The 23,345-nt window shown below is 30.4% G+C and carries 25 protein-coding genes; 11 read left to right on the top strand and 14 right to left on the bottom strand.

Annotation, left to right across the window (positions count from 1 at the left end):
• Complete coding sequence (locus tag V7R38_RS07775; RefSeq protein WP_334057313.1) at positions 1 to 750, bottom strand: glycosyltransferase family 2 protein; 750 nt, start codon at positions 748 to 750, stop codon at positions 1 to 3.
• Positions 751 to 762: 12 nt separating this feature from the next.
• A complete protein-coding gene (locus V7R38_RS07770; RefSeq protein ID WP_334057311.1) occupies positions 763 to 1,578 on the bottom strand; it encodes a 2,3,4,5-tetrahydropyridine-2,6-dicarboxylate N-succinyltransferase in 816 nt (271 codons plus the stop codon).
• A gap of 187 nt (positions 1,579 to 1,765) precedes the next feature.
• Between V7R38_RS07770 and ruvX the strand changes: the two genes are divergently transcribed.
• The 5 genes from ruvX (at position 1,766) to V7R38_RS07745 (ending at position 4,687) form a co-directional block, all read left to right on the top strand.
• Positions 1,766 to 2,176, top strand: coding sequence for a Holliday junction resolvase RuvX (gene ruvX, locus V7R38_RS07765; protein ID WP_015480589.1), 411 nt, complete (start codon positions 1,766 to 1,768; stop codon positions 2,174 to 2,176).
• A 79-nt stretch (positions 2,177 to 2,255) separates the two neighbouring features.
• Positions 2,256 to 2,846, top strand: coding sequence for a peptide deformylase (def, locus tag V7R38_RS07760; RefSeq protein WP_015480590.1), 591 nt, complete (start codon positions 2,256 to 2,258; stop codon positions 2,844 to 2,846).
• Between the two features lie 28 nt (positions 2,847 to 2,874).
• Complete coding sequence (locus V7R38_RS07755) at positions 2,875 to 3,294, top strand: DUF5606 family protein (protein ID WP_015480591.1); 420 nt, start codon at positions 2,875 to 2,877, stop codon at positions 3,292 to 3,294.
• A 45-nt stretch (positions 3,295 to 3,339) separates the two neighbouring features.
• Positions 3,340 to 4,119 carry a nucleoside triphosphate pyrophosphohydrolase gene (gene mazG / locus V7R38_RS07750; protein WP_334057306.1) on the top strand — a complete coding sequence of 260 codons (780 nt, stop codon included), beginning with the start codon at positions 3,340 to 3,342 and terminating at the stop codon, positions 4,117 to 4,119.
• Positions 4,120 to 4,186: 67 nt separating this feature from the next.
• Complete coding sequence (locus V7R38_RS07745) at positions 4,187 to 4,687, top strand: nuclear transport factor 2 family protein (RefSeq protein WP_334057304.1); 501 nt, start codon at positions 4,187 to 4,189, stop codon at positions 4,685 to 4,687.
• Positions 4,688 to 4,691: 4 nt separating this feature from the next.
• On the opposite strand, the gene V7R38_RS07740 is transcribed toward V7R38_RS07745, so the two are convergent.
• Entirely contained in the window at positions 4,692 to 5,798 is a 1,107-nt protein-coding gene (locus V7R38_RS07740) for an NAD(P)/FAD-dependent oxidoreductase (protein ID WP_334057301.1), read from the bottom strand.
• Between the two features lie 148 nt (positions 5,799 to 5,946).
• Between V7R38_RS07740 and V7R38_RS07735 the strand changes: the two genes are divergently transcribed.
• Positions 5,947 to 6,237: a hypothetical protein gene (locus tag V7R38_RS07735; protein ID WP_015480595.1), complete on the top strand. Its 291-nt coding sequence runs from the start codon at positions 5,947 to 5,949 to the stop codon at positions 6,235 to 6,237.
• Positions 6,238 to 6,264: 27 nt separating this feature from the next.
• Here V7R38_RS07735 and lon read toward each other — a convergent pair whose 3' ends face one another.
• The gene (gene lon / locus V7R38_RS07730) at positions 6,265 to 8,718 is read right to left on the bottom strand and encodes an endopeptidase La (RefSeq protein WP_041383375.1); all 2,454 of its coding nucleotides are present in this window, start codon (positions 8,716 to 8,718) and stop codon (positions 6,265 to 6,267) included.
• A gap of 197 nt (positions 8,719 to 8,915) precedes the next feature.
• Between lon and V7R38_RS07725 the strand changes: the two genes are divergently transcribed.
• From V7R38_RS07725 to V7R38_RS07710, 4 genes are all read left to right on the top strand, one after another.
• A complete protein-coding gene (locus V7R38_RS07725; RefSeq protein ID WP_334057297.1) occupies positions 8,916 to 9,860 on the top strand; it encodes a hypothetical protein in 945 nt (314 codons plus the stop codon).
• A gap of 93 nt (positions 9,861 to 9,953) precedes the next feature.
• Positions 9,954 to 10,520, top strand: a complete 567-nt coding sequence (locus V7R38_RS07720; protein WP_334057296.1) for an RNA polymerase sigma factor — start codon at positions 9,954 to 9,956, stop codon at positions 10,518 to 10,520.
• A complete protein-coding gene (locus tag V7R38_RS07715; protein ID WP_334057295.1) occupies positions 10,510 to 11,034 on the top strand; it encodes a hypothetical protein in 525 nt (174 codons plus the stop codon). Before V7R38_RS07720 ends, V7R38_RS07715 begins: the two co-directional genes overlap by 11 nt.
• Before the next feature lie 30 nt (positions 11,035 to 11,064).
• Complete coding sequence (locus V7R38_RS07710) at positions 11,065 to 11,799, top strand: head GIN domain-containing protein (protein WP_334057294.1); 735 nt, start codon at positions 11,065 to 11,067, stop codon at positions 11,797 to 11,799.
• 69 nt (positions 11,800 to 11,868) lie between these two features.
• Here the strand turns inward: V7R38_RS07710 and V7R38_RS07705 are convergent, their stop codons facing one another.
• The 3 genes from V7R38_RS07705 to V7R38_RS07695 all read right to left on the bottom strand — a co-directional run bounded on the left by V7R38_RS07705 (position 11,869) and on the right by V7R38_RS07695 (position 14,436).
• Complete coding sequence (locus V7R38_RS07705; RefSeq protein ID WP_015480601.1) at positions 11,869 to 13,044, bottom strand: GlmU family protein; 1,176 nt, start codon at positions 13,042 to 13,044, stop codon at positions 11,869 to 11,871.
• A 97-nt stretch (positions 13,045 to 13,141) separates the two neighbouring features.
• The gene (locus tag V7R38_RS07700; protein WP_334057291.1) at positions 13,142 to 13,885 is read right to left on the bottom strand and encodes a T9SS type A sorting domain-containing protein; all 744 of its coding nucleotides are present in this window, start codon (positions 13,883 to 13,885) and stop codon (positions 13,142 to 13,144) included.
• A gap of 2 nt (positions 13,886 to 13,887) precedes the next feature.
• Positions 13,888 to 14,436 carry an ankyrin repeat domain-containing protein gene (locus V7R38_RS07695; RefSeq protein WP_334057290.1) on the bottom strand — a complete coding sequence of 183 codons (549 nt, stop codon included), beginning with the start codon at positions 14,434 to 14,436 and terminating at the stop codon, positions 13,888 to 13,890.
• Between the two features lie 218 nt (positions 14,437 to 14,654).
• Between V7R38_RS07695 and V7R38_RS07690 the strand changes: the two genes are divergently transcribed.
• Positions 14,655 to 15,218, top strand: coding sequence for an acyl-CoA thioesterase (locus V7R38_RS07690; RefSeq protein WP_334057289.1), 564 nt, complete (start codon positions 14,655 to 14,657; stop codon positions 15,216 to 15,218).
• Between the two features lie 52 nt (positions 15,219 to 15,270).
• Here the strand turns inward: V7R38_RS07690 and V7R38_RS07685 are convergent, their stop codons facing one another.
• The 7 genes from V7R38_RS07685 to hemC all read right to left on the bottom strand — a co-directional run bounded on the left by V7R38_RS07685 (position 15,271) and on the right by hemC (position 23,342).
• Positions 15,271 to 16,608: a dihydrolipoamide acetyltransferase family protein gene (locus V7R38_RS07685; protein WP_334057288.1), complete on the bottom strand. Its 1,338-nt coding sequence runs from the start codon at positions 16,606 to 16,608 to the stop codon at positions 15,271 to 15,273.
• 184 nt (positions 16,609 to 16,792) lie between these two features.
• Positions 16,793 to 17,695, bottom strand: coding sequence for an oxygen-dependent coproporphyrinogen oxidase (gene hemF / locus V7R38_RS07680; protein WP_334057286.1), 903 nt, complete (start codon positions 17,693 to 17,695; stop codon positions 16,793 to 16,795).
• A complete protein-coding gene (locus tag V7R38_RS07675) occupies positions 17,685 to 18,443 on the bottom strand; it encodes an EI24 domain-containing protein (protein ID WP_334057284.1) in 759 nt (252 codons plus the stop codon). The genes hemF and V7R38_RS07675 overlap by 11 nt, the downstream gene beginning before the upstream one ends.
• Positions 18,444 to 18,448: 5 nt before the next feature.
• Complete coding sequence (gene hemE / locus V7R38_RS07670) at positions 18,449 to 19,477, bottom strand: uroporphyrinogen decarboxylase (protein WP_334057283.1); 1,029 nt, start codon at positions 19,475 to 19,477, stop codon at positions 18,449 to 18,451.
• Between the two features lie 2 nt (positions 19,478 to 19,479).
• The gene (hemL, locus tag V7R38_RS07665; protein ID WP_334057281.1) at positions 19,480 to 20,769 is read right to left on the bottom strand and encodes a glutamate-1-semialdehyde 2,1-aminomutase; all 1,290 of its coding nucleotides are present in this window, start codon (positions 20,767 to 20,769) and stop codon (positions 19,480 to 19,482) included.
• Positions 20,770 to 20,779: 10 nt separating this feature from the next.
• Positions 20,780 to 21,745, bottom strand: a complete 966-nt coding sequence (hemB, locus tag V7R38_RS07660; RefSeq protein WP_334057279.1) for a porphobilinogen synthase — start codon at positions 21,743 to 21,745, stop codon at positions 20,780 to 20,782.
• Between the two features lie 4 nt (positions 21,746 to 21,749).
• Positions 21,750 to 23,342: a hydroxymethylbilane synthase gene (hemC, locus tag V7R38_RS07655; protein WP_334057277.1), complete on the bottom strand. Its 1,593-nt coding sequence runs from the start codon at positions 23,340 to 23,342 to the stop codon at positions 21,750 to 21,752.
• Positions 23,343 to 23,345 lie beyond the last annotated feature (3 nt).

The raw sequence follows: 23,345 nt of genomic DNA, 5'->3' as shown, positions 1-23,345 counted from the left end.
TTAGTTGACTTTTCTATTTAATAGCCATAATTTAATATATTTTGCATAAACACCATAAGCTTGGGCCTTGGCAAAAATATAACCTGGATAATAATCTAAGAAACCTAATCTTATAACATAATGTATAAAAAATCTGGCTATTGGTTTTATTACAATGTGATAAACATTAGCTTTTCTGCCCTCTTTAAAAAATTGCTTGGCTCTTAATGCACCATAATAATTCATTTTAGAAATATAATGGTCATAACTTTTATATGAGAAGTGTTCTATTCTATTTTTGAAAAATCCTAATTTTCCTTCTGTCTGAATTGTTTCATGAACTACACCAAAATAATTGCAATATTGCTTTAAAAATAAACGAACAACTTTATCTCTTTGACATCCACCATATTTAATATTCTTTCCTGCAAAATAAAAGCTTCTTCTAACATAAAAACCAACATTTCCTTTTGGTTTTTTTACAGCCTCTAAAATTTCCTTTTTTACTTGTGGAGTTACTCTTTCATCTGCATCTAAAATATAGATCCAAGGATGCTTTGCCTGTTCAATTGCAAAGTTTTTTTGAGAAGAAAAATCATCAAACTTACGTTTGATGATTTTTACTTTATGTTTTTCTGCCAACAAAACAGTATCATCTGTACTATAAGAATCAATTACTATAATTTCATCAGCAAAACTAACTGTCTTAATAGCTGCTTCAATATGAATTTCTTCATTTAAAGTCGGAATTATAGCAGTGATTTTAGTCATATAAAATAATCTTTAAACAGCTACATCATACTCACGTAAAGCATCGTTTAAAGATGTTTTTTTGTTGGTACTTTCTTTTCTTTTTCCAATAATTAATGCACAAGGCACATTGTATTCACCAGCTGCAAATTTTTTAGTATAACTTCCAGGAATTACCACAGATCTTGCAGGCACTACACCTCTCATTTCCAATGGCTCATCACCTGTTACATCTATAATTTTAGTACTCATTGTTAACACAACATTTGCACCTAAAACCGCTTCTTTTTCTACTCTTACACCTTCTACTACTATACATCTAGACCCTATAAAAGCACCATCTTCTATAATAACTGGAGCAGCTTGTAATGGTTCTAAAACACCGCCAATACCAACACCACCAGATAAATGTACATTTTTACCAATTTGAGCACAAGAACCAACAGTAGCCCAAGTATCAACCATGGTACCTTCATCTACATACGCACCAATATTTACATAACTTGGCATTAAAATAGTTCCAGCAGAAATATAGGCTCCATGTCTTGCAACAGCATTTGGTACAACTCTTATACCTCTGTCAGCAAAGTTTTTCTTTAAAGGAATTTTATCATGATATTCAAAAATACCAGCTTCTAAAGTTTCCATTTTTTGAATAGGGAAATACAAAACAACTGCTTTTTTAACCCACTCGTTTACTTGCCAACCATTCTCTATAGGTTCAGCAACTCTTAATTCACCTTTATCCAATAAATCAACTACTTCTCTTATTGTGTTAATCGTTTTTTCTTCTTTTAATAAATCACGATTTTCCCAAGCTGACTCTATAATTTCTCTAATTTCTTCCATTTTAATATATTGATTTCTGCAAATATAAATCGATTGTTAAAATACAGAGCGAATATACATTTTTTAAACATATTAGTTATGATTGTTTAAAATATTGAATGCATTTTATTAAACTCTACAATATTATAAACTGTATTTTATTCTTTGTTAGAATTTAAGGTTTATTTTTGCACAAAATAATTTTAATTTGGGAAGAATTTTAGCCTTAGATTTTGGAAAAGTACGAACAGGAATTGCTGTAACTGATGAGTTACAAATTATTGCCTCTGGTTTAAAAACAGTTGCCACAAATGAATTGCTGCCTTTTCTAAAAAACTACCTTAAACAAGAAAAAGTAGAACTTATCTTATTGGGTAAACCTAAACAAATGGATAATTCTGATAGTGAAAGTGAAGTTTTAATTAAACCTTTTCTAGAAAAACTCGAAAAAACGTTTCCTAAAATTCCTTTAAAAAGAGTTGATGAACGATTTACTTCTAAAATGGCTTTTCAAACTATGATAGACAGTGGTTTAAAGAAAAAGCAACGTAGAAACAAGGCTTTAGTAGACGAAATAAGTGCCACAATTATCTTACAATCTTATTTATACAACCAATAATATTAAGAAGATTTTTTGAATTCAAAATTCGTAATTCGTAATTCTAAATTGTACTTTTGCAATCTTTAAAATTAAAAAAATGATTTTACCTATAGTTGCTTATGGAGATCCTGTTTTAAGAAAAATGGGAGTAGAAATAGATAAAGACTACCCTAATTTAAAGGAGCTAATTGCAAACATGAAAGAAACCATGTACAATGCTTCTGGAGTTGGGTTAGCTGCACCACAAATTGGTAAAGCAATTCGTCTTTTTGTTATTGATGCCTCACCTTTTGCAGAAGATGACGATTTAGATGATGAAGAAAGAGCAACTTTAAAAGATTTTAATAGAGTATATATTAATCCAAAAATCATCGATGAAGAAGGTGAAGAATGGACATTTAATGAAGGTTGCTTAAGTATACCAGATGTTAGAGAAGATGTTACTCGTAAATCTAAGGTAACCTTAGAATATCAAGATGAAGACTTTAATACACATACTGAGGTTTTAGACGGCTTAGCTGCTAGGGTTTTTCAGCATGAATACGATCATATAGAGGGTGTGTTATTTACAGACAAAGTGTCTTCACTTAAAAAGAGATTAATTAAAAGAAAATTAGAAAATATATCTAAAGGAAAAATAAGAGCAGATTATAGAATGCGTTTTCCTAATTTAAAGAAGAAAAAATAAAGTCTATTCTAGACAAAAAAATATTAATATGGAATTTAGTAAAATTATTTCAGTAGCTGGTAAACCAGGCTTATTTCAAGTAATATCACAATCTAAAAACGCTATTATTGTTCAAGGTTTAAATGACAATAAAAGAGTGGCAATTAACGCAACACAAAACGTAAGTTTATTAGAAAATATAGCCATCTATACTTACGAAGAAGATTTACCATTGTTAGAAGTATTTAAAGCAATGTCTGAAAAAACTAATGGTGAAAAAGCAATTTCTCATAAAGAAAGTGGCGCAAAACTAACTAGCTTTTTTGCAGAAGTTTTACCTAATTATGATGATGAAAGAGTGTACACTTCTAACATTAAAAAAGTAATTCAGTGGTACAATCTTTTAGTTGATGCAGGCATGGACTTCACTGCTGTTTCTGAAGAAAATACTGCAGAAGAAACTGAGTAGTTTCATCATAATAATTATCAGTTTATAGATCTAATAAAGTTTATAATGAATTCTAGGAAAGAACAACTTGCTGCATTTAATCGTCTGTTAGATATTATGGATGATTTGCGTGAGAAATGTCCTTGGGATAAAAAACAAACTTTAGAAAGCCTTAGACATTTAACCATTGAGGAAACTTACGAATTAGCAGATGCAATTCTTGACAATGATTTACAAGAAATCAAAAAAGAATTGGGTGATGTTTTGTTACATATCATTTTTTATGCAAAAATTGGAAGTGAAAAAAATGCTTTTGATATTGCAGATGTTGCCAATAGTATTTCTGATAAATTAATTGATAGGCATCCTCATATTTATGGTGATGTTAAAGTTGAAAATGAAGAAGATGTAAAACGAAATTGGGAACAACTAAAATTAAAGGAAGGTAATAAGTCTGTTCTGGAAGGTGTTCCTAAAAGTTTACCTGCGGTTGTAAAAGCCAATCGTATTCAAGATAAAGTAGCTGGAGTTGGTTTTGACTGGGAAAAACCAGAGCAAGTTTGGGAAAAAGTACAAGAAGAACTTTCAGAATTGAATGATGAAATAAAAGCTGGCAACACAAAAAACATAGAAAAAGAGTTTGGTGATGTTTTGTTTTCAATGATTAACTATGCTCGTTTTATAAATGTGAATCCAGAAAACGCATTAGAAAAAACCAATAAAAAATTTATTAATCGATTTCAGTTTTTAGAAAAGGCAGCTAAAAAAGAAGGTAAAAACCTATCTGATATGTCTTTAACTGAGATGGACGTTTATTGGGAAGCTTCAAAAAAACACTTTTCTTAGCATCCTAATTTCAAATAATTATTTGGCTATTTTGCTTATCTTTAGCAAGATAAAACATCTAATTATTATGAAATTAGCCAAAACTACCTTATTCATTAGTCTTCTTTTTATTTTTTCACTTACCACATCTTGTATTGTTAGCAATAGCAAAGAGAATACTTTTGTAGAAAAAACATTCAATCAAGAAGATTATGACAATGTAAGAGGTGCTATTTTAGATTATGTAGAAGCTCTTTATTTGGTAGATTCTACCAGAATTATAAAAAGTGTAGATCCTAAATTAAGAAAAGTTGGTTATTACTTTAATCCTGAGAAAAAAGAATACATAGATAATTTAGAAATGACACATCAACAATTGGTAAGATTGGCTGCAAGATGGAACTCAGATTTTGATCAAGCTGATGAAAACTCACCTAAAGAAATAGAAATTTTTGATGTTAATTCAAAAACTGCGTCAGCAAAATTAACTGCAGTTTGGGGTATTGATTTATTTCATTTAGCTAAAGTTGATAATACTTGGAAAATTGTAAATGTAATTTGGCAAAGCCAGCCAGAACTTGAATACTAAATTGTTATTCTTGTTCTAGACCATATTCTCCAGAAAGAGACCTTATAGATCTTTTACTAGGAATCAATTTTGATAGAAAGACTATAAAATCCATCACAAAATTATTTTGAGAATATTTAAAAAAGCGTTCTTGACTTCTTTTAGATCTTTTATAATTTTCAGAAAATCGGTTTCTCCAAAGCACTTCATAGTCTTTTAACTTTGTTAAATCATTAGATTCTAATGCTAAAATTATGGCCTTACTTGCCATTATTGCAGACTCAAAAATAAATTTATAACCCTCACCAACTATAGGGTTTACCTGAGATACACTATCGCCTACACATACTAAATTATTCAGCACAAATTCTTCTATAACAGGTGTAATTGGTATGCTCCCTCCTTCTACTTTATCATTATCTTTTTCTACCAACTTTTTAATCATTGGTATTTCTAATATTTGATGTAATCTATTCTTTAAATCCTTTACAATAGCTTCATCAAAAGTGCCAAAGCCAATAATGGCTCTATTATTTTTTAAGGGAAAAATCCAACCATAACCTCCTTGATAAATTTCTCCTATCAGCAAAAAGATTTCTTTAGTATTTCCTTTATATTTTACATTATACTCAACACCTGTAGCCAATTGCGTTTTCTTTGGTAGCAAACCAACTTTTTTACTCAATACACCATTTGTACCAGAAGCATCTACAAAAATAGTAGCTGAATATTCTTTTTTGTTCTGATCTATTACTGAAGTAAAGTGATGGTTATCATCAGTAAAAATCGATTTAATATTAGTATTTAATTGAATGGTTACAAATTTACTATCAATAGTTTCTAGCAATTCTTCATGTACCTTTTTCTTATCTAAGGTATATAAATCTGCCTTTAATGAACTCTTTACTGAATTAGAATGAAAGGTAATTTTATTAATTTTTTGAGCAACTACCTTGTTCGATAAATTAAATTCATCAAGGTTAATGAAACTAGCAAGGGTATTGAATGAAAATTCTAAAAGCTGTTTTTTTCGATCTAAAACAAGTACTTGCTTTTTAGATTTACTTAATTCTCTAGCTAACATCAATCCTGCAGTACCTGCACCAACAATAATTACATCAAAATTTTTCATAGCATTTAAAAGTGCTGCAAATTAAATTTAAATGCATAATAAACAAAATTAGCAGGCGCTTTTTATTACCAAAAATATACTCAGTTTTAGGTATTTCATCAAACATTAAATTCTACTAGTTTTGAGTATTAACTAAAAATAAATTTTTATGAAAAAGAGGAATCGATTTTTACTACTGTTGTTAACAGTATTTACAATCAGCTTTTATAGCTGTGAAGAACTATTTGGAATTGAAGAAGAGGAAGATGCAATAATCAACTCTACTGTTTGTGATGGTTATGTAGGACCTAGCAATATAGACCAGCAATATGATTACCAATGTCAAGCAGCTTATGCTTACAAGTGTAATGGTCAAGATGATGCTTTGAGAAAGCAATGTGCTTATTACAAAGAGTTACAGAGGCAATTAGATTTACCTGATTGTGATTATTGTGATTAAAAAAAGCCTCCAAATTGGAGGCTTTTTTTATACTAATTTCTTAGCGTTTTTAACTTTTTGCTTTGTAAGTGCAATATCTAAGACCTGCTTCATTTCTGTAACATAATGAAATGTTAAGCCTTTTAAATAGCTTTCTTTGATCTCTAAAATATCTTTTCTATTGTCTTCACATAGAATAATTTCTTTGATATTTGCTCTTTTTGCTGCTAGTATTTTTTCTTTAATTCCGCCAACTGGTAATACTTTACCTCTTAAAGTTATTTCACCAGTCATTGCAAGCTTATTTTTTACTTTTCTTTGGGTATAGGTAGAAACTAAAGAAGTTAACATTGTAATACCTGCACTTGGCCCATCTTTAGGAGTTGCTCCTTCAGGCACGTGAATATGTACATTGTATTTTTCTATGATTTCTGGTTTTATACCAAATTCTTCTGCATTAGATTTAATGTATTGCAAGGCTATAGTTGCAGACTCTTTCATTACTGTACCTAAATTTCCAGTAATAGAAAGCGTTCCTTTTCCTTTAGACAGAATAGATTCAATAAAAAGAATATCTCCACCAACAGAAGTCCAAGCTAAACCAGTAACTACACCAGCAACATCGTTATTTTCGTACTTACCTCTGTTTCTTGGTGTTCCTAAAATTTCTTCAACTTTTTCAGTAGATAAATTAACATCATACTCTTCTTCTAAAGCAATAGACTTTGCTGCAAAACGTACAACCTTAGCCACTTGTTTTTCTAAACCACGTACACCAGATTCTCGAGTATAACCCTCTACAATTTGCTCAATTTGCTTTTTACCTAATTTTAAATCTTTGGTTGTTAACCCATGTTCCTTTAATTGTTTAGGTAATAAATGTCTTTTAGCAATTTCTACTTTTTCTTCGATGGTATAACCAGTAACATTTATAATTTCCATTCTATCACGTAAGGCCCAAGGAATTTGTCCTAAATTATTGGCTGTTGCAATAAAAAGTACTTTAGACAAATCGTAACCCACTTCTAAATAATTGTCATAGAAAGCTGTATTTTGCTCAGGATCTAAAACCTCTAACATTGCAGAAGATGGATCTCCTTGATGACTTTGCCCCAATTTATCAATTTCATCTAATACAAAAACTGGGTTAGATGTACCTGCCTTTTTAAGATTTTGAATTAATCTTCCTGGCATTGCACCTATATATGTTTTTCTATGTCCTCTAATTTCGGCTTCATCTCTTAAACCTCCTAAAGACATTCTTACATACTTACGCCCTAAAGATTCTGCAACAGATTTACCTAAAGATGTTTTACCAACTCCTGGAGGCCCATATAAACAGATTATTGGAGATTTCATATCGTTTCTAAGCTTTAAAACTGCTAAATACTCTATAATTCTCTCTTTTACTTTCTCTAGTCCAAAGTGATCTCTATCTAAAACTTTGGTTGCATGCTTAAGGTCAAATTTATCTTCAGAGAAAACTCCCCAAGGTAATTCTAACATTAACTCTAAGTAGCTTCTTTGCACTCCATATTCTGCTGCTTGAGGATTCATTCTTTTTAAACGTGCTATTTCTTTATCGAAGGTTTGAGCTACTTCTTTGCTCCACTTTTTCTTTTTAGCTTGTTTGCGCATTTCTTCTAATTCTTGATCATTAGAAACGCCTCCCAATTCTTCTTGAATTGTTTTTAATTGCTGATTTAAATAGTATTCACGCTGTTGTTGGTCTAAATCTTCTCTTGTTTTAGACTGAATATCATTACGTAATTGTAATTTCTGAAGTTCTTTATTTAAGTTTTTAAGTGTTAATAATGCGCGCTCTTTTAAGTTATCTTTTTCTAGAATAACTTGTTTTTGCATTACACTTAAATCCATATTAGAAGCAATAAAATTGACTAAAAATGAATTCGATTTAATGTTTTTTATTGCAAAAGAAGCTTCACTAGGCAACATTGGGTTTTCCTTAATTACCTCTAAAGCCTGTTCTTTTATAGAATCTATAATTGCATCAAACTCTTTTTTATCTTCAATTTCTCTATCTTCTAAAGCCTCTTTAACAGTAGCTTTTAAATAAGGCTCAGTTTGTACTAACTCGTCTATTTCAAAACGTTTTTTACCTTGAATGATTACTGTTGTATTACCATCAGGCATTTTTAAAACTCTTAAAATCTGAGCTACAACTCCTGTTGTATGAATATCTTTTAATGTTGGCACTTCCTCTTCTTCATTACGTTGTGCAACAACACCAATTATTTTATCACCTTTGTTGGCTTCTTTTATCAATTGAATAGATTTATCTCTACCTGCTGTAATAGGTATTACAACTCCTGGAAATAAAACTGTATTTCTTAAAGGTAAAATTGGCAAAACTTCTGGCACGCTTTCTTTATTGATGATTTCTTCATCTTCAGGCGTCATTAAAGGAATCAACTCAGAATCTTCATTCATAATATTCTGAAAAGACAAACTGTCTAATTTTATTACTTTTGATTTGCTCATATGCTTTATATATGTCATTCTGACATTATTGAAAATACTTATCAAACATCAGAATTCTATTTTAAAAATTAAAATATTCATTATCAATTATTTACATAAAACAGATTGATAATTCATCTAAATAAAACAATTAATATGCCATTTCATAATTATTACTAAAGTTGACTTATATTTATATCGTTTGTAAATAATAGTGAATGTCATCAATTACAGTAAAAAATATTGAATATAAAGGTTGGAAAGAGGCCATAGAAATTTCAAATTCTGATATTCAGCTAATTGTAGTTCCTGAAGTTGGTAGAATTTTACACTATAGCCTAATAGATGGCGAAAATATATTCTATGAAAATTCAGATTTTAAAGGTAATTTATTTAAAAATGGAACCTTTTATAATAACAAAACTGAAGCTCCAAACGTGGGTGGAAATAGAGTTTTACCTTGTTCTGAAGATTATTTTCATGAAATTTCTGGGTATAGACACATCCCTGATCCTTTTATAAACGCGAGTTCTTATTCTATTTCTTATTTGACTAATGGTATTGTTTTAAAAAGTCCTGTTAGTGATTATATTGGGATTCAAATAGAAAGAAAAATCACTGTAAATGATACTGGAAGTAAAGTTTCAATACGTCAAAAACTTACCAAAGTAAAATCCGCAAAAAATACGCTACTATCAAAAATACCTTTAACCATTTGGAGTTTATCTAAAATTAAAACACCGAACACTGCTTATGTAAAATTAGCAAATAAAAGTATTTTTAAAAATGGTTATACCATTTCTAAATGGCCAGATGCAAAAAATCATGCAGCTAAAAACATTTCTGTAGAAAATGGAATTTTAAAGTTAAAATCATCAAATAAGTTACCTCAGAAAATTGGAGCAGATGCAAAACATTGGATTGCTGGTTATGTAGAAAATCATTTATTTATAGAAAGTTTTACGTTTGATGAAACTTCAAAATACCCAGATTTTGGAACATCAATTACCATTTTTGGAAATGATTTATTTAGTGAATTAGAAGTTTTGAGCCCTGAGAAACATTTGGAATTAGGAGAGTGCATTGAATATCAACTACAGTGGAATCTTCACAAAATGCCTACAAACAAAGAGGCTGAAGAATATTTACATCAATTGCCTTAATCAAAATTTAATTTTTTTTAAAAAGAAGTACATTTATTTTGAGAAACTGTCACAAGTTAAAAACAGTTTAGTCTTTAGTATAGAAGTTTTTAATTGGAAGCTAATCAACCACATATAACCAACCTATTAGAACGCTGCAAATCATCAGATAAAAATGCGCAGCTGAAGATTTACAATGCCTATTACAAAGCAATGTACAATTCAGCCCACAGAATTTTAAAAGATAGTTTTGAAGCTGAAGATATTATGCAAGAAGCCTTTTTAACGGCTTTTACAAAATTGCATTCGTATAAAGGTGAAGTTGCATTTGGTGCTTGGTTAAAACGAATTGTAATTAATAAGAGTTTAACTCAATTAAAAAAGAATAGTAGGTATCAAGAAGTAAAATTAGAAGTGATACCAAATAGTGAAATTGAAGATGAAGCCATAGATTATAGAGGATTAAATCCTAAAATGGTGTTAGATACACTTCAAAACTTAAAAGAAAATTACAGAGTTGTGCTCACTCTTAATTTAATTGAAGGATTTGATTATGAAGAAATTGCTCAAATTCTAAATTACACTAATGAAAATGTAAGAACTACAGTTTCTAGAGCAAAAAAGAAATTAAAGCAAGTGTTACTTGCAGAAAATATACAAGCGCAAGCATATGGAAGATAAATTTGAACATTTTTTTTCTGAAAATAATTTTGATTTTCAAGAACCACATTCAGGACACTTAGAACGTTTTGAGCGTAAATTGAATCAACCTAAAAAAGTGAATAGAACTTCTTGGAAATGGTTATCTGTTGCAGCATCTGTAGTATTGGTGCTTGGTTTTTGGTTAGGTAATAATCATCAGAAAAATAAAATTGATATTGCTAAAGCAAATCCAAGTGTAGAAGAAATACAGAACTATTTTATAGCTACAATAAATGATGAGCTAAAAACAATAGAAAGTAATAGAAGTTTAGAAACAGAAACAATTATTGAAGAAGCTTTGAATGATTTAGAAGATTTGGAGGAAAGCTACATTATACTAACTACAAAGCTTTCTCTAGCAACTGATAGAAAGAAAATTATTAAAGCGATGATTAAAAACTACGAGGAGCGTTTGAAAATTTTAGACAATTTATTATTAGAAATTGATCAGATAAAAAATCCAAAAATTATTGAAGACGAAATCTATATTTAAAAGTAAAATCAACATAAAAACCCATAAAACATGTTAAAAAAAATTACAATTGCCCTATTTATTGCTGCCTTTAGTTTTACGACAAACGCACAAAACTGGTGGGGAAACAGTAAAAAAGTGAAAGGAAATGGAAATGTAATTACTGTAGACAGAACTACATCTAATTATGATGGAATTGCTATTGGAGGCTCATTTGATGTAATTTTAGTGAAAGGAAAAGAAGGCAACATTAGTATTGAAGGAGAAGAAAACTTAATACCCTATATACAAACAGAAGTAAAAAGAGGTACACTACAAATTAAATTTGATAAAAACATTAATGTTAGAACAACAAGAAGATTAACTGTTACTGTAACTTATGATGATATAGAAATGGTTTCTTTAGGTGGTTCAGGTAATATTAAGAGCAAAGGAACTATTAAAACCAATGAATTTAAAGTTTCTATAGGTGGCTCAGGTAATATTTCTTTAGATATTGAAGCAGATGAAATAAGTTCTAATATAGGTGGCTCAGGTAATATTAAATTATCTGGTTATGCAAATGAATTAAATTGCTCTATTGCAGGTTCTGGAAGCATAAAAGCCTATGATTTAAAAGTTGATGTTTTAAATGCCTCTATAGCAGGTTCTGGAAGTATAACTACTACAGTTGCCAATAAAATAAAAGCAAATGTAGTTGGTTCAGGAAGTATTTATTACAAAGGTAATCCTTCTGATATTAGTAAAAAATCTGTAGGTTCTGGAAGTGTAATTAACAAAAATTAATTATTTGAAATCAAATAAAAAAGCAGTCATGAAAATGACTGCTTTTTTTATATATAGAATTAATACTATTTAATAATTTCTGTATTTCTTAGTTTCTTCAAAAACGTTCTCTAAAATTCTCTGTTCTACAGCATCAAAAGTTAAATTTCTACGCTTCATAACAACATCTGCTACTTCAAAAACTTTGTTGGTTTTGTATTCTGTAAATCCAGATGCTCCACCCCAACTAAAACTTGGCACAAAATTTCTTGGAAAACCACTTCCAAAAATATTAGAAGAAACACCAATTACTGTACCTGTATTAAACATGGTATTTATTCCGCATTTCGAATGATCTCCCATCATTAAACCACAAAATTGTAAGCCAGTTTTGGCAAATCTACCTGTTTCATAATCCCATAATTTTACTTCTGCATAATTATTTTTAAGATTAGAATTGTTTGTATCTGCACCTAAATTACACCATTCACCTAAAACCGAATTTCCTAAAAACCCATCATGACCTTTATTTGAATATCCCATTAAAACTGAGTTATTCACTTCACCACCAACTTTACAATAAGGGCCAAGTGTTGTTGCTCCGTAAATCTTAGCCGATAATTTTAAAACCGAATTTTCGCACATAGCTAAAGCACCTCTCACTACACAACCCTCCATTATTTCAGCATTTTTACCAATGTAAATTGGGCCATTTGTAGCATTTAACGTAGCAAAAGTCAATTTTGCACCTTCTTCTATAAAAATGTTTTCTTTGTTGATATATTGAACACCTTCAGGAATTGGTTGAGATGTTCTATCTTTTGTTACAAGCTCAAAATCTTGGGCTATTGCTTTATCATTTAGCGAGAAGATATCCCAAGTATTCTTAATTTGTAAAACATCTTCATTAAAATCAATTTGCTTATAATCATTAAAATCAACCTCTTCTTGTTTGTCTGAAGTATGAAACGCAATTACATCATCTCCTTTAAAAATAGCTTCGTTTTTACCAAGATTCTGAATTTGATTTACCAAACTTTCTGTTGGACAAAAAGAGGCGTTAATCAAAATATTTTCCTCTAACTCAACCATTGGGTATTTTTCTTCTAAATACTCTTCTGTAATGGTGGTAGTTGTTAAGCCTAAGTATTTTTCCCATTTTTCTCTAATGGTTAAAATACCAATTCTTAAATCTGCCACTGGTTTTGTAAAGGTAAATGGCAGTAAAGCATTTCTTACACTACCATCGAATAAGATGTAATTCATTTTTTTGGTTTTAAAGCATCACAAATTTACTTTAATTAAGGCATATAAAAAACCGATTGTAAAAATACAATCGGTTCATTTTGTAAATTAAGTAATTTTATTGCTTGATAAATTTTTGAGTACCAATTTTATTATCTGAAGAAATTGTTAGAAAATAGATTCCTTTAGATAAATCACTTATGTTTAATTTTGTATCATCAATATTTATTTGCTGTGATTTAACTAATCTACCAGAAACGTCAAAAACCATAACATCTGCTTCAATTATATCACTTGAAAGCTGAACGTTAACGAAATCAATAGCTGGATTAGGGTAGGTTTCAAAACTCAATAATTCCTCTTGTTTTGAGCTTAAGACCCCAATTGTAGTAAAACCTCTAGTTCCTCCATGGTAACCATAACTAGTTGATGTACCATGTGCATATATTATAGGTATTGAACCTTCTTGAGGACTAAAAACAAAATCATCAGAATCTCCTGTATCATTATCCCTAGTTGCTACAATAGTTCTCACATTTCCATCTACGGTATTAGATTCTAAGCTCCAATCTTGACTGGTATCTGCAGGTGGATTAACTCTTGAACTTGATTTAGCATCAATAATGGTTGTACCATCAGTTCTCAAAACATCAGCTCCTGAACTCATGTTTAATGCTCCAAAACCAATCGCAAACCAAGCATTTGATGGTCCTTTTAATGTTAAAGTAGTTTTATTGGTATTCCCATCAATTCTAATATTAAAAGATAAATTTGTTAATAATGTCTGTTCTCCACTAGAGAAAACTTGAGACATCATGCTTGATGCAGAAATTAAAAAAATAAGAAGTAATGATTTTTTCATAATTAGTTTGGATTTAAGATTTGAATAATGGTTTTATTTTGAGTGACTTGCGCATAATCTAAGGCTGTTTTACCTCTATTATCTTTTAAATCAAATTTAGCATTATAATTCACTAACAACTTTACGATATCTGTGTAATTGAATATAACAGAAAAATGCAACGCAGTAGAACCGTTTTGGTCTGTTATATTAGGGTTTGCACCATTCTCTAGTAATAATTTAATTAATTCAACATTTTTCTTAACTGTTGCAGCCATTAAAGGTGTACCATAACCGCTTTTAGAGTCAATATCATCAACATAATTAATCAAATGTTTAGCTACTTCATTGTTACTATAATAACAAGCTAAAGTTAGAGGTGAATAACCTTCTTTACTAACCTTATTAACAATTTCAGGATCATTTTTCATTACTGCCTTAAGCTCCTCTAAACTACCCTTTCTTGCAATGTTAAAAATTGATTTTTCTTGTGAGGATATATTAGTACTTAAAATAAAGAAAAAAAATATTGGAACTATATTTTTAAGAATCGATATATATTTAAACTTCATTTAATATTACTTTATAGTTTATCAAAAAGACAATTATGTATTTTTGATAAAGTTAAATTATTAATTTTAAATTTCTTACAAATCAAAAGAATTAAATTGGTTTTAAATAATTAACATTGATAAAAAGGAAAATTTACCCCTAAAAAGGAAAAAATAGACTTAAAATTTAACCACAAATCTCAATTTTATAAAATACAAAAGAGTTGTACTTTTGATTTATGGCAGAACTAAAAAAAGATTTTAAGCAAATTGGCGAATCTCAAATAACCATAACTGAATTGATGTTACCATCACATTCTAACTTTAGTGGTAAAATTCATGGGGGTCATATTTTAAATTTAATGGATCAAATTGCATTTGCTTGCGCATCAAAACATTCAGGTAATTATTGTGTAACAGCTTCTGTTAATAAAGTAGACTTTTTGAACCCTATTGAGGTTGGTGAATTATTAACTATGAAAGCTTCTATAAACTTTACAGGCAGAACTTCTATGGTAGTTGGTGTACGCGTAATTTCTGAAAATATTAGAACAGGAGAAACTAAGCATTGCAACTCTTCTTACTTTACAATGGTTGCTAAAGATGATGAAGGAAAAAGTGTACCTGTACCTGGCATAATTTTAACTACAAAAAAGGAAATAAGACGTTTTGCTAGGAGTATTATTAGACAACAAGAAGGCAGAAATAGAACCTCTAGATTCAATACAAAAACATTTAAAATAGACGATTATTTACCTTTGTTTGAAAACAGTAATTCAAAAATTGAATTAAAAAACAAATAAAAAAAGCTTAGAAATTAATCTAAGCTTTTTATAAAATCAAATAATTACAGATTTAGAAATCTTGATTTACATCCCAAGCTTCTAAAGTTTCTTTTAATGTTTTAATAAACATACCACCAAGTGCACCGTTTACAACTCTGTGATCGTAAGAATGAGAGACAAACATTTTTTGTCTAATTCCAATAAAATCACCTTCTGGAGTTTCGATAACTGCAGGTACTTTACGAATTGCACCTAAAGCTAAAATAGCAACTTGTGGCTGATTAATAATTGGTGTACCCATTACAGAACCAAAACTACCTACATTAGTAACTGTGTAAGTTCCTCCTTGAATTTCATCTGGCTTTAAAGCGTTATTTCTTGCTCTATTTGCTAAATCATTTACAGATTTGGTCATGCCCACCAAATTCAATTGATCTGCGTTTTTAATTACCGGTACAATTAAATTTCCATCAGGTAAAGCAGCAGCCATACCTAAATTTATATTTTTCTTTTTGATAATCTTATCACCATCAACAGCAATGTTTATCAAAGGATATTTTTTTATTGTAGAAGCAACAGCTTGCATTAAAATTGGTGTAAACGTTAACTTTTCACCTTCTCTTTTAAAATAAGCATCTTTTACCTTACTTCTCCACTTAACAATATTGGTAACATCAATTTCTATAAAAGATTGCACATGTGCAGAAGTTTGAACAGAATCTACCATATGTTTAGAAATAAGTTTACCCATTCTAGACATTTCGATAATTTCATCTTCTCCATTTACAGAAACTGGTGCAGCTTTAGTAACAGGCTTATCAGAAGGATTTGAAGCAACCTTTGGCTTAGCTACTTCTTGCTTTTGTGGAGCATTGTCTTTATTTTCTATATAAGATAAAATATCATCTTTAGTAACTCTACCATCCTTACCTGTTCCTGAAATATTCTCTAACTCATCCATAGAAATACCTTCTGTTTGAGCAATATTTCTTACCAATGGAGAGTAAAATTTTCCAGAATCTGAAGTTTTAGCAATTGGTGCAGCTACAATTTCTGTAGCTTTTTCTATAGTTTTTTCAACTTCAGCAACTTCTTGAGGCTTTATCTCTTCTTTATTTGGTGCAGATGCAGAAGTATTGGCACTAGCATTGTTATTTGTATCTCCTCCTTCTGTTTCTATAACTGCAATAGTTTCACCTACTGCAACAACCTCATCTTTCTCAAATAAAATTTCAACTAAAGTTCCTTCAACTTCAGAAGGCACTTCAGAATCTACTTTATCTGTAGCAATTTCAACAACAGCTTCATCCAATTCAATAGTATCTCCCACCTCTTTTAACCAAGAAGTAATTGTTGCTTCTGCAACACTTTCTCCCATTTTTGGTAACTTTAATTCAAATCTTGCCATTCCTGTTTATTTTTTGGATTGCAAAAATACGAAAAAAGGAACAGAAATTCACAAAAATTCGGATTGAAAATAATTTACAATAATCAGTTTTTATTAAATTATTAACAAAATAACGTTAAATCATTAAACTATCTTTAGTGTAAGCGTATAAAACAGCCTATTAATTACAGAATAATCAATGAAACTAAATCCAATCTTTAGGATTTGCTAAAACTTTTAGTAGTTTTTCTTCTGGTGAATTTTCTTCTGGATGATGATTGTATTTCCATTGTACAACAGGTGGCAAACTCATTAAAATACTTTCTATTCGTCCATTTGTTTTTAAACCGAATAAAGTTCCTCGATCATGAACAAGATTAAATTCTACATACCTACCTCTTCTCACCTCCTGCCAATCTTTGTGTTCTTGAGTATATGTTAAGTTTTTTCTTTTTTCTACTATTGGAACATAACTATCCAAAAAACTATCACCTATTTCTGTAACAAAATTATATCTGTCTTCGATTGTAAATTGTTCTGTATGCTTTAAATAATCAAAAAACAAACCTCCAATACCTCTAGCTTCATTTCTATGCGTATTCCAAAAATATTCATCACATGTTTTCTTAAACTTCAGATAAAATTCAGAATGATGTTTGTCACAAGCATTTTTACATACATTATGAAAATGGGCAGCATCTTCATCAAATAGATAATAAGGAGTTAAATCTTGACCACCACCAAACCATTGGGTAACAATACCTCCAGTTGAATTATACATTTCAAAATAACGCCAATTTGCATGCACAGTTGGCACAAAAGGATTTTTAGGATGCAAAACCAAACTTAAACCGCAAGCAAAAAAATTACCTTCTTTGACTTTAAATTGATTTCTTAGCACTTCTGGTAATTCGCCATGCACTGCAGAAATGTTTACACCCCCTTTTTCAAAAACAGCTCCATTTTCTATAACTCTGGTTCTTCCTCCTCCACCTTCTTTGCGATCCCAAAGGTCTTCTTTAAACTTTGCAGAACCATCCACCTCTTCTAACTTAGAGGTAATTGAATCTTGTAAATTCTCTATATAAGCATAAAACTTATCTTTCATAAACCAAGTTATTTTTTTCGTGCATTAATTGCACCGTTTTTTTCGAAGCTGCTGTTACAGAAAGTGGTAAAACAATGATTATACCAACAATTGGTATTAATAAAAATAGCATAAACACTATTCCATTACCTATAGCAAAACCTTTATTTCTGCTTACAAATTGTACACTTTCTTTATAGTTTAAATGGCGTTCTAAGGTATAATCCATATTTCCAAAACCAGCATAGTAAGCCTGAATTATAAAAAGTAAAATGGTTGAAAAAATATTAACAACAGGAATAAATTTTAGAACCAAAATAGGAACTGTTATAATTAATTCTTTGAATAGGTTTCTAATGTTTATTCGAATTCCCCTTAGTAACTGTTCTGTATTTGAAGTTTTTCTATGCAAATGGGAAGCATCCCCATAAAAATGTATCTCAATTTTTTCTGAAACAGGACTCATAAATGGCGCAGACAAAGCCATTATAATGTGTTTGTATAAAATTAAACCTATGATTAAAACAATTAAGCCACCAATAAAATTACTGATAGAAGAAAAAACTTCTTTTCCCCAATCCCAAATCCAGACTTTGGAAATATGAACACCAACATTATCTGACAAAACATAAGCCTCTACACCAATTAGGATCGCTGTGCAAAAGCTAATCAACATAGGAATTATAAAATATTTCCAAAGTTTTAAATCTGACATCAGTTTAAAAACTCCTGCATATTCTTTAATTCCTAATATGATGTTTTGAATCATTATTCTTAACCTGCTTTGTATTCTTTTACAGCATCTACAAATGCTTTTGCATTTTCAACAGGAATGTTTGGTAAAATTCCATGTCCTAAATTTACAATGTATTTGTCTTTCCCAAATTCATTAATCATTTGGGTTACCATTTTTTTAATTTCTGATGGTGAAGAAAATAATCTTGAAGGGTCAAAATTACCTTGTAATGTAATTTGACCTCCAGATAAATACCTTGCATTTCTTGCAGAACATGTCCAATCTACACCTAAAGCTGAAGCTCCTGATTTAGCCATATCACTTAAAGCAAACCAACAACCTTTACCAAAAGCAATTACTGGTGCATCATCTTTTAAGGCATCAATAATTTGTTGCATGTATTGCCAAGAAAATTCTTGATAGTCTACAGGTGATAACATACCACCCCAAGAATCAAATACTTGCAAAGCATTTACACCTGCTTTAACTTTTTCTTTTAAATAAGCAATAGTAGTATCTGTAATTTTTTGTAATAAAGTATGTGCCACAATTGGGTTTGTAAAACACAATTCTTTGGCTTTATCAAAGTTTTTAGAACCTTGACCTTGTACACAATAACACAAAATTGTCCAAGGTGAGCCTGCAAAACCAATTAACGGAATTTCATCATTCAGTTTTTCTTTGGTTGCTTTAATGGCATCCATTACATAACCCAAAGAATCTTGAATATCAGGAATAATTACTGAATCTAAATCTTTTTGTGAACGAATTGGATTTGGTAAATAAGGCCCAAAATTTGGCTTCATTTCCACTTCTATATTCATAGCTTGCGGAATTACCAAAATATCTGAGAATAAAATGGCAGCATCCATACCATATCTTCTGATAGGTTGTACTGTTATTTCTGAGGCTAATTCTGGAGTTTGGCATCTTGTAAAGAAATCGTATTTCTTTTTGATTTCCATAAACTCAGGCAAATATCTTCCTGCTTGTCTCATCATCCAAACTGGAGGTCTATCTACAGTTTCACCTTTTAACGCTCTTAAAAATAAATCGTTCTTAATCATACTTACATTTTTGAAACTGCTAACATTGCTTTGTCAGTAGCATTCGCTATTATTTTAATATCCTTATCTGAGATTGCTGAATTTAAAAACCAAGCTTCAAATTGACTTGGAGGTAAAAAGACTCCGTTTTTAATCATTTCCCAAAAGAAAACTGCAAACTCCTGGGTGTCTGAAGTTTGAGCTTCTTTAAAATTAGTGACTTTACTTTTTGTGAAGAAAGGGTTCATCATTGAACCAAATCTATTCACAACTAAATCTACATTATACTTTTTAGCAGATTCTAAAAGAATAACCTCTAAAATAGCACCTATTTCTTCGAATTTATCATAAGGATTTTGCTTTTTCAATTCGGTTAATGTTGATATTCCACCAGCCATTGCTATCGGGTTTCCAGACAAAGTACCTGCTTGATACATGCCTCCTAAAGGTGCAACATTTTCCATAATTTCGTTTCTTGCACCATAAGCCCCCACAGGAAATCCACCACCAATTACTTTACCTAAACAGGTGATATCTGCAGTTACTCCTAATTTTTCTTGAGCTCCTCCAAAAGTAGATCTAAAACCAGTCATTACTTCATCAGCAATTAAAACAGCTCCGTTTTTATTGGCTAATTCTTTTAAATCTTTTAAGAAATCGTTTTGCGGAATTACAACTCCCATATTACCACCAATAGGCTCTATGATTACACCCGCAATATTATCATCATTCTCAAAGTGCTTTTTTACACTCTCTAAATTATTATATTCTGCAATTAACGTGTTTTTTACAGCTCCTTCAGGCACACCTTTTGAACCAGGTAAACTTAATGTTGCTAAACCAGAACCAGCAGCTACCAATAACGCATCTTGATGCCCATGATAACAACCAGAAAATTTGATAATTTTATCTTTACCTGTATATGCTCTTGCTAAACGAATTCCGCTTAAAACAGCTTCCGTACCAGAATTCACAAAACGAACTTTATCCATTTCTGGAAACGCATCACAAACTATTTTTGCTAATTTAATTTCCGCTTCTGTAGATGCCCCAAAAGAATATCCTTTTTTTAAGGCTTTTTTAGCCGCTTTTTCTACAGCTTTGTGTCTGTGACCTAAAATCATTGGTCCGTAAGAAACTACTAAATCTACATATTCATTTCCATCAACATCTACAATCTTACTTCCTTTTGCTTTTTTTATAAACAAAGGATTTCCACCAACTGAAGAAAACGCTCTTACAGGTGAATTTACTGCACCTACAAGATGTTTTAATCCTTTTTGATATAACTCTTCTGATTTACTAAATTTCATCTTTAAGCTTTTAACTTTTTAATAATAATCTTGCTGCCTCTTTTGCAAAATAGGTGATGATAATATCTGCACCTGCTCTTTTCATAGACAACAAACTTTCCATCATTACTTTTTCTCCATCAATCCAACCTTTTTCTGCAGCAGCTTTAACCATTGCATATTCTCCACTTACATTATAACATGCAATAGGTCTATCAAAATTATTTTTTAAATCTCTAATGATATCCAAATAAGATAAAGCTGGTTTTACCATTAAAATATCAGCACCTTCTTGATCATCGAAAGTGGCTTCTCTTAAACCTTCATCTCTATTAGAAGGATCCATTTGATAGGTTCTTCTATCACCAAAAGTTGGTGCAGAATCTGCAGCATCTCTAAATGGCCCATAAAATGCTGATGCATATTTTACTGAATAGGCCATAATTGGCAAGTTTGAATACCCAGAATTATCTAAAGATTGTCGAATCATATCTATAGTACCATCCATCATACCTGAAGGTGCAACCATATTTACCCCCGCTTTTGCATGTGATATAACTTGCTTGGCAATATTTACCAAAGTTGCATCATTATCTACATCATTGTCATGAATAATTCCACAATGACCATGAGAAGTATACTCACAAAAACATACATCTGTAATTACGTACAAACTTGGATAATTGGTTTTGATAAAACGAATTGCTTGTTGCATAATTCCATTATCATTCCATGTCTCTGTACCTTCATCATCTTTTTCTGATGGAATACCAAATAATAAAACTGCTGGTATATTTAAAGAAACTACCTCATCTAACTCTTTAGAAATAGTATCTAAAGAATAACGTTTTATACCTGGCATAGAAACAATTTCTGTTTCTATATTTTCACCTTCTTCTATAAATAATGGATAAATAAAATCATCTACAGAAAGTTTGGTTTCTTTAACTAACCTTCTAATACCCTCTGTTTTTCTTAATCTTCTTGTTCTAAACATTTTCTTAGTTTGATGTAAAATGACTGTTCACCAATTCTAAAACCGAATCTACGCTAGGTAAATTAGCTACTTGAACATTTTCGAAATGTTTTCTTGCTTCTTTTGCAGTGGTTTCACCAATACAAAATGCAATCTTATCTGCACTGTTTTTAGTTAAGTAACTCTCTATGCCTGAAGGACTATAAAATAATACTCCAGTTATTGAATCATCTAATTTTTCTGGACTTAACATTGTTTTGTAAGCTTCAACTTCGTTTACAACAATATCATGAGATTGTAAATAAGCAGGCAAAATATCTAAACGAACATCACTACAGAAATAAGTTACTTTCTTATTTTCTAACTCATTAGATAAATATTCTGCAAGTACTTTTGCATTTTTAGCAGCTTTAGTAACCTTACCAATTCTGTTTTCTATTAATTTTTTAGTTCGTCTACCAACACAATAAATGTTTTTAAACTTCATTTCATCTTTGGTAAATGAATTTAAAAGCGCTTCTACTCCATTCTGACTTGTAATAACAACGTTTTCGATTTCGTTTTTCATCACCTTAGGAGAAATTCTATTAAATCGAATTTTTATAAAATCGCTATCTTCTATACCTATTGCAGAAGACAAAACTTCTTTTTGCAATTCTGATAATTTTTTGGTTGAGTAAACAGAAGCTATTCTTTCACCTACTTCTTCATCTTCTGCCATTAACTCTTTACCACCTCTATTGATTACATAATCTGCGCAATCTTTGGCCAAATACCTATGGCTACCCAATTTAGCAGTTTTTGTTACTGTAATTTTCTTAGAACCATCTCTTTTTAATAAAATTCCTTTAAAATTGATTTCTTGAGTTTTCTCATCAACATAAGCTAAAGCACCAATTGGAGCTGTACATCCACCCTCTAACAACCTAAGAAATTCACGTTCTATACCCACACAAACTTTGGTTTCATAATGGTTTAATTGTTCACAGGCATCAATTACAAATTGATCTTTTTCTAAACAAGCAACCATAATTGCACCTTGTGCAGGTGCAGGAATCATCCATGTTAAAGGTATTGCTCCTTTTTCTCTTAAACCTAACCTTTCTAAACCAGCAGCAGCAAAAATAGCTCCATTCCAAGTTTCGCTATTTTCTAACTTGCTTAAACGAGTATTTACGTTTCCTCTTAAATCTTCTACTTTATGAGTTGGATACCTATTTAACCACATTGCTTTTCTTCGTAAACTACCAGTAGCAATAATTCCTCCTGGTTGACCGAAAAACTCTTCTGTATCTTTTAAAACTAGCAAATCTGAATAATTAGCTCTCTTTAAAACTGCACCTTGCATAATACCTTCTGGCAATGCAGTTGGTACATCTTTTAATGAATGAACAGCAATATCTATATCTTCATTTAATAAGGCAATGTCTAAATTTTTAGTGAAAATTCCTGTAATACCTAACTCGTACAAAGGCTTATCTAAAATAATATCTCCTGTAGATTTTATAGGAACAATTTCGGTTACGTAACCTAATTCTTCTAATTGTTTGCGTACTTTATTTGCTTGCCAAAGAGCCAATTGACTTTCGCGAGTTCCTATTCTAATCGTTTTTTGCATTAA

Origin of the sequence: Polaribacter sp. P097 (genome assembly GCF_036864555.1) — a bacterium.
GTDB lineage: Bacteria > Bacteroidota > Bacteroidia > Flavobacteriales > Flavobacteriaceae > Polaribacter.
Note: the sequence above shows the minus strand (reverse complement) of the source record. Positions and strands in the feature narration are given on the sequence as shown.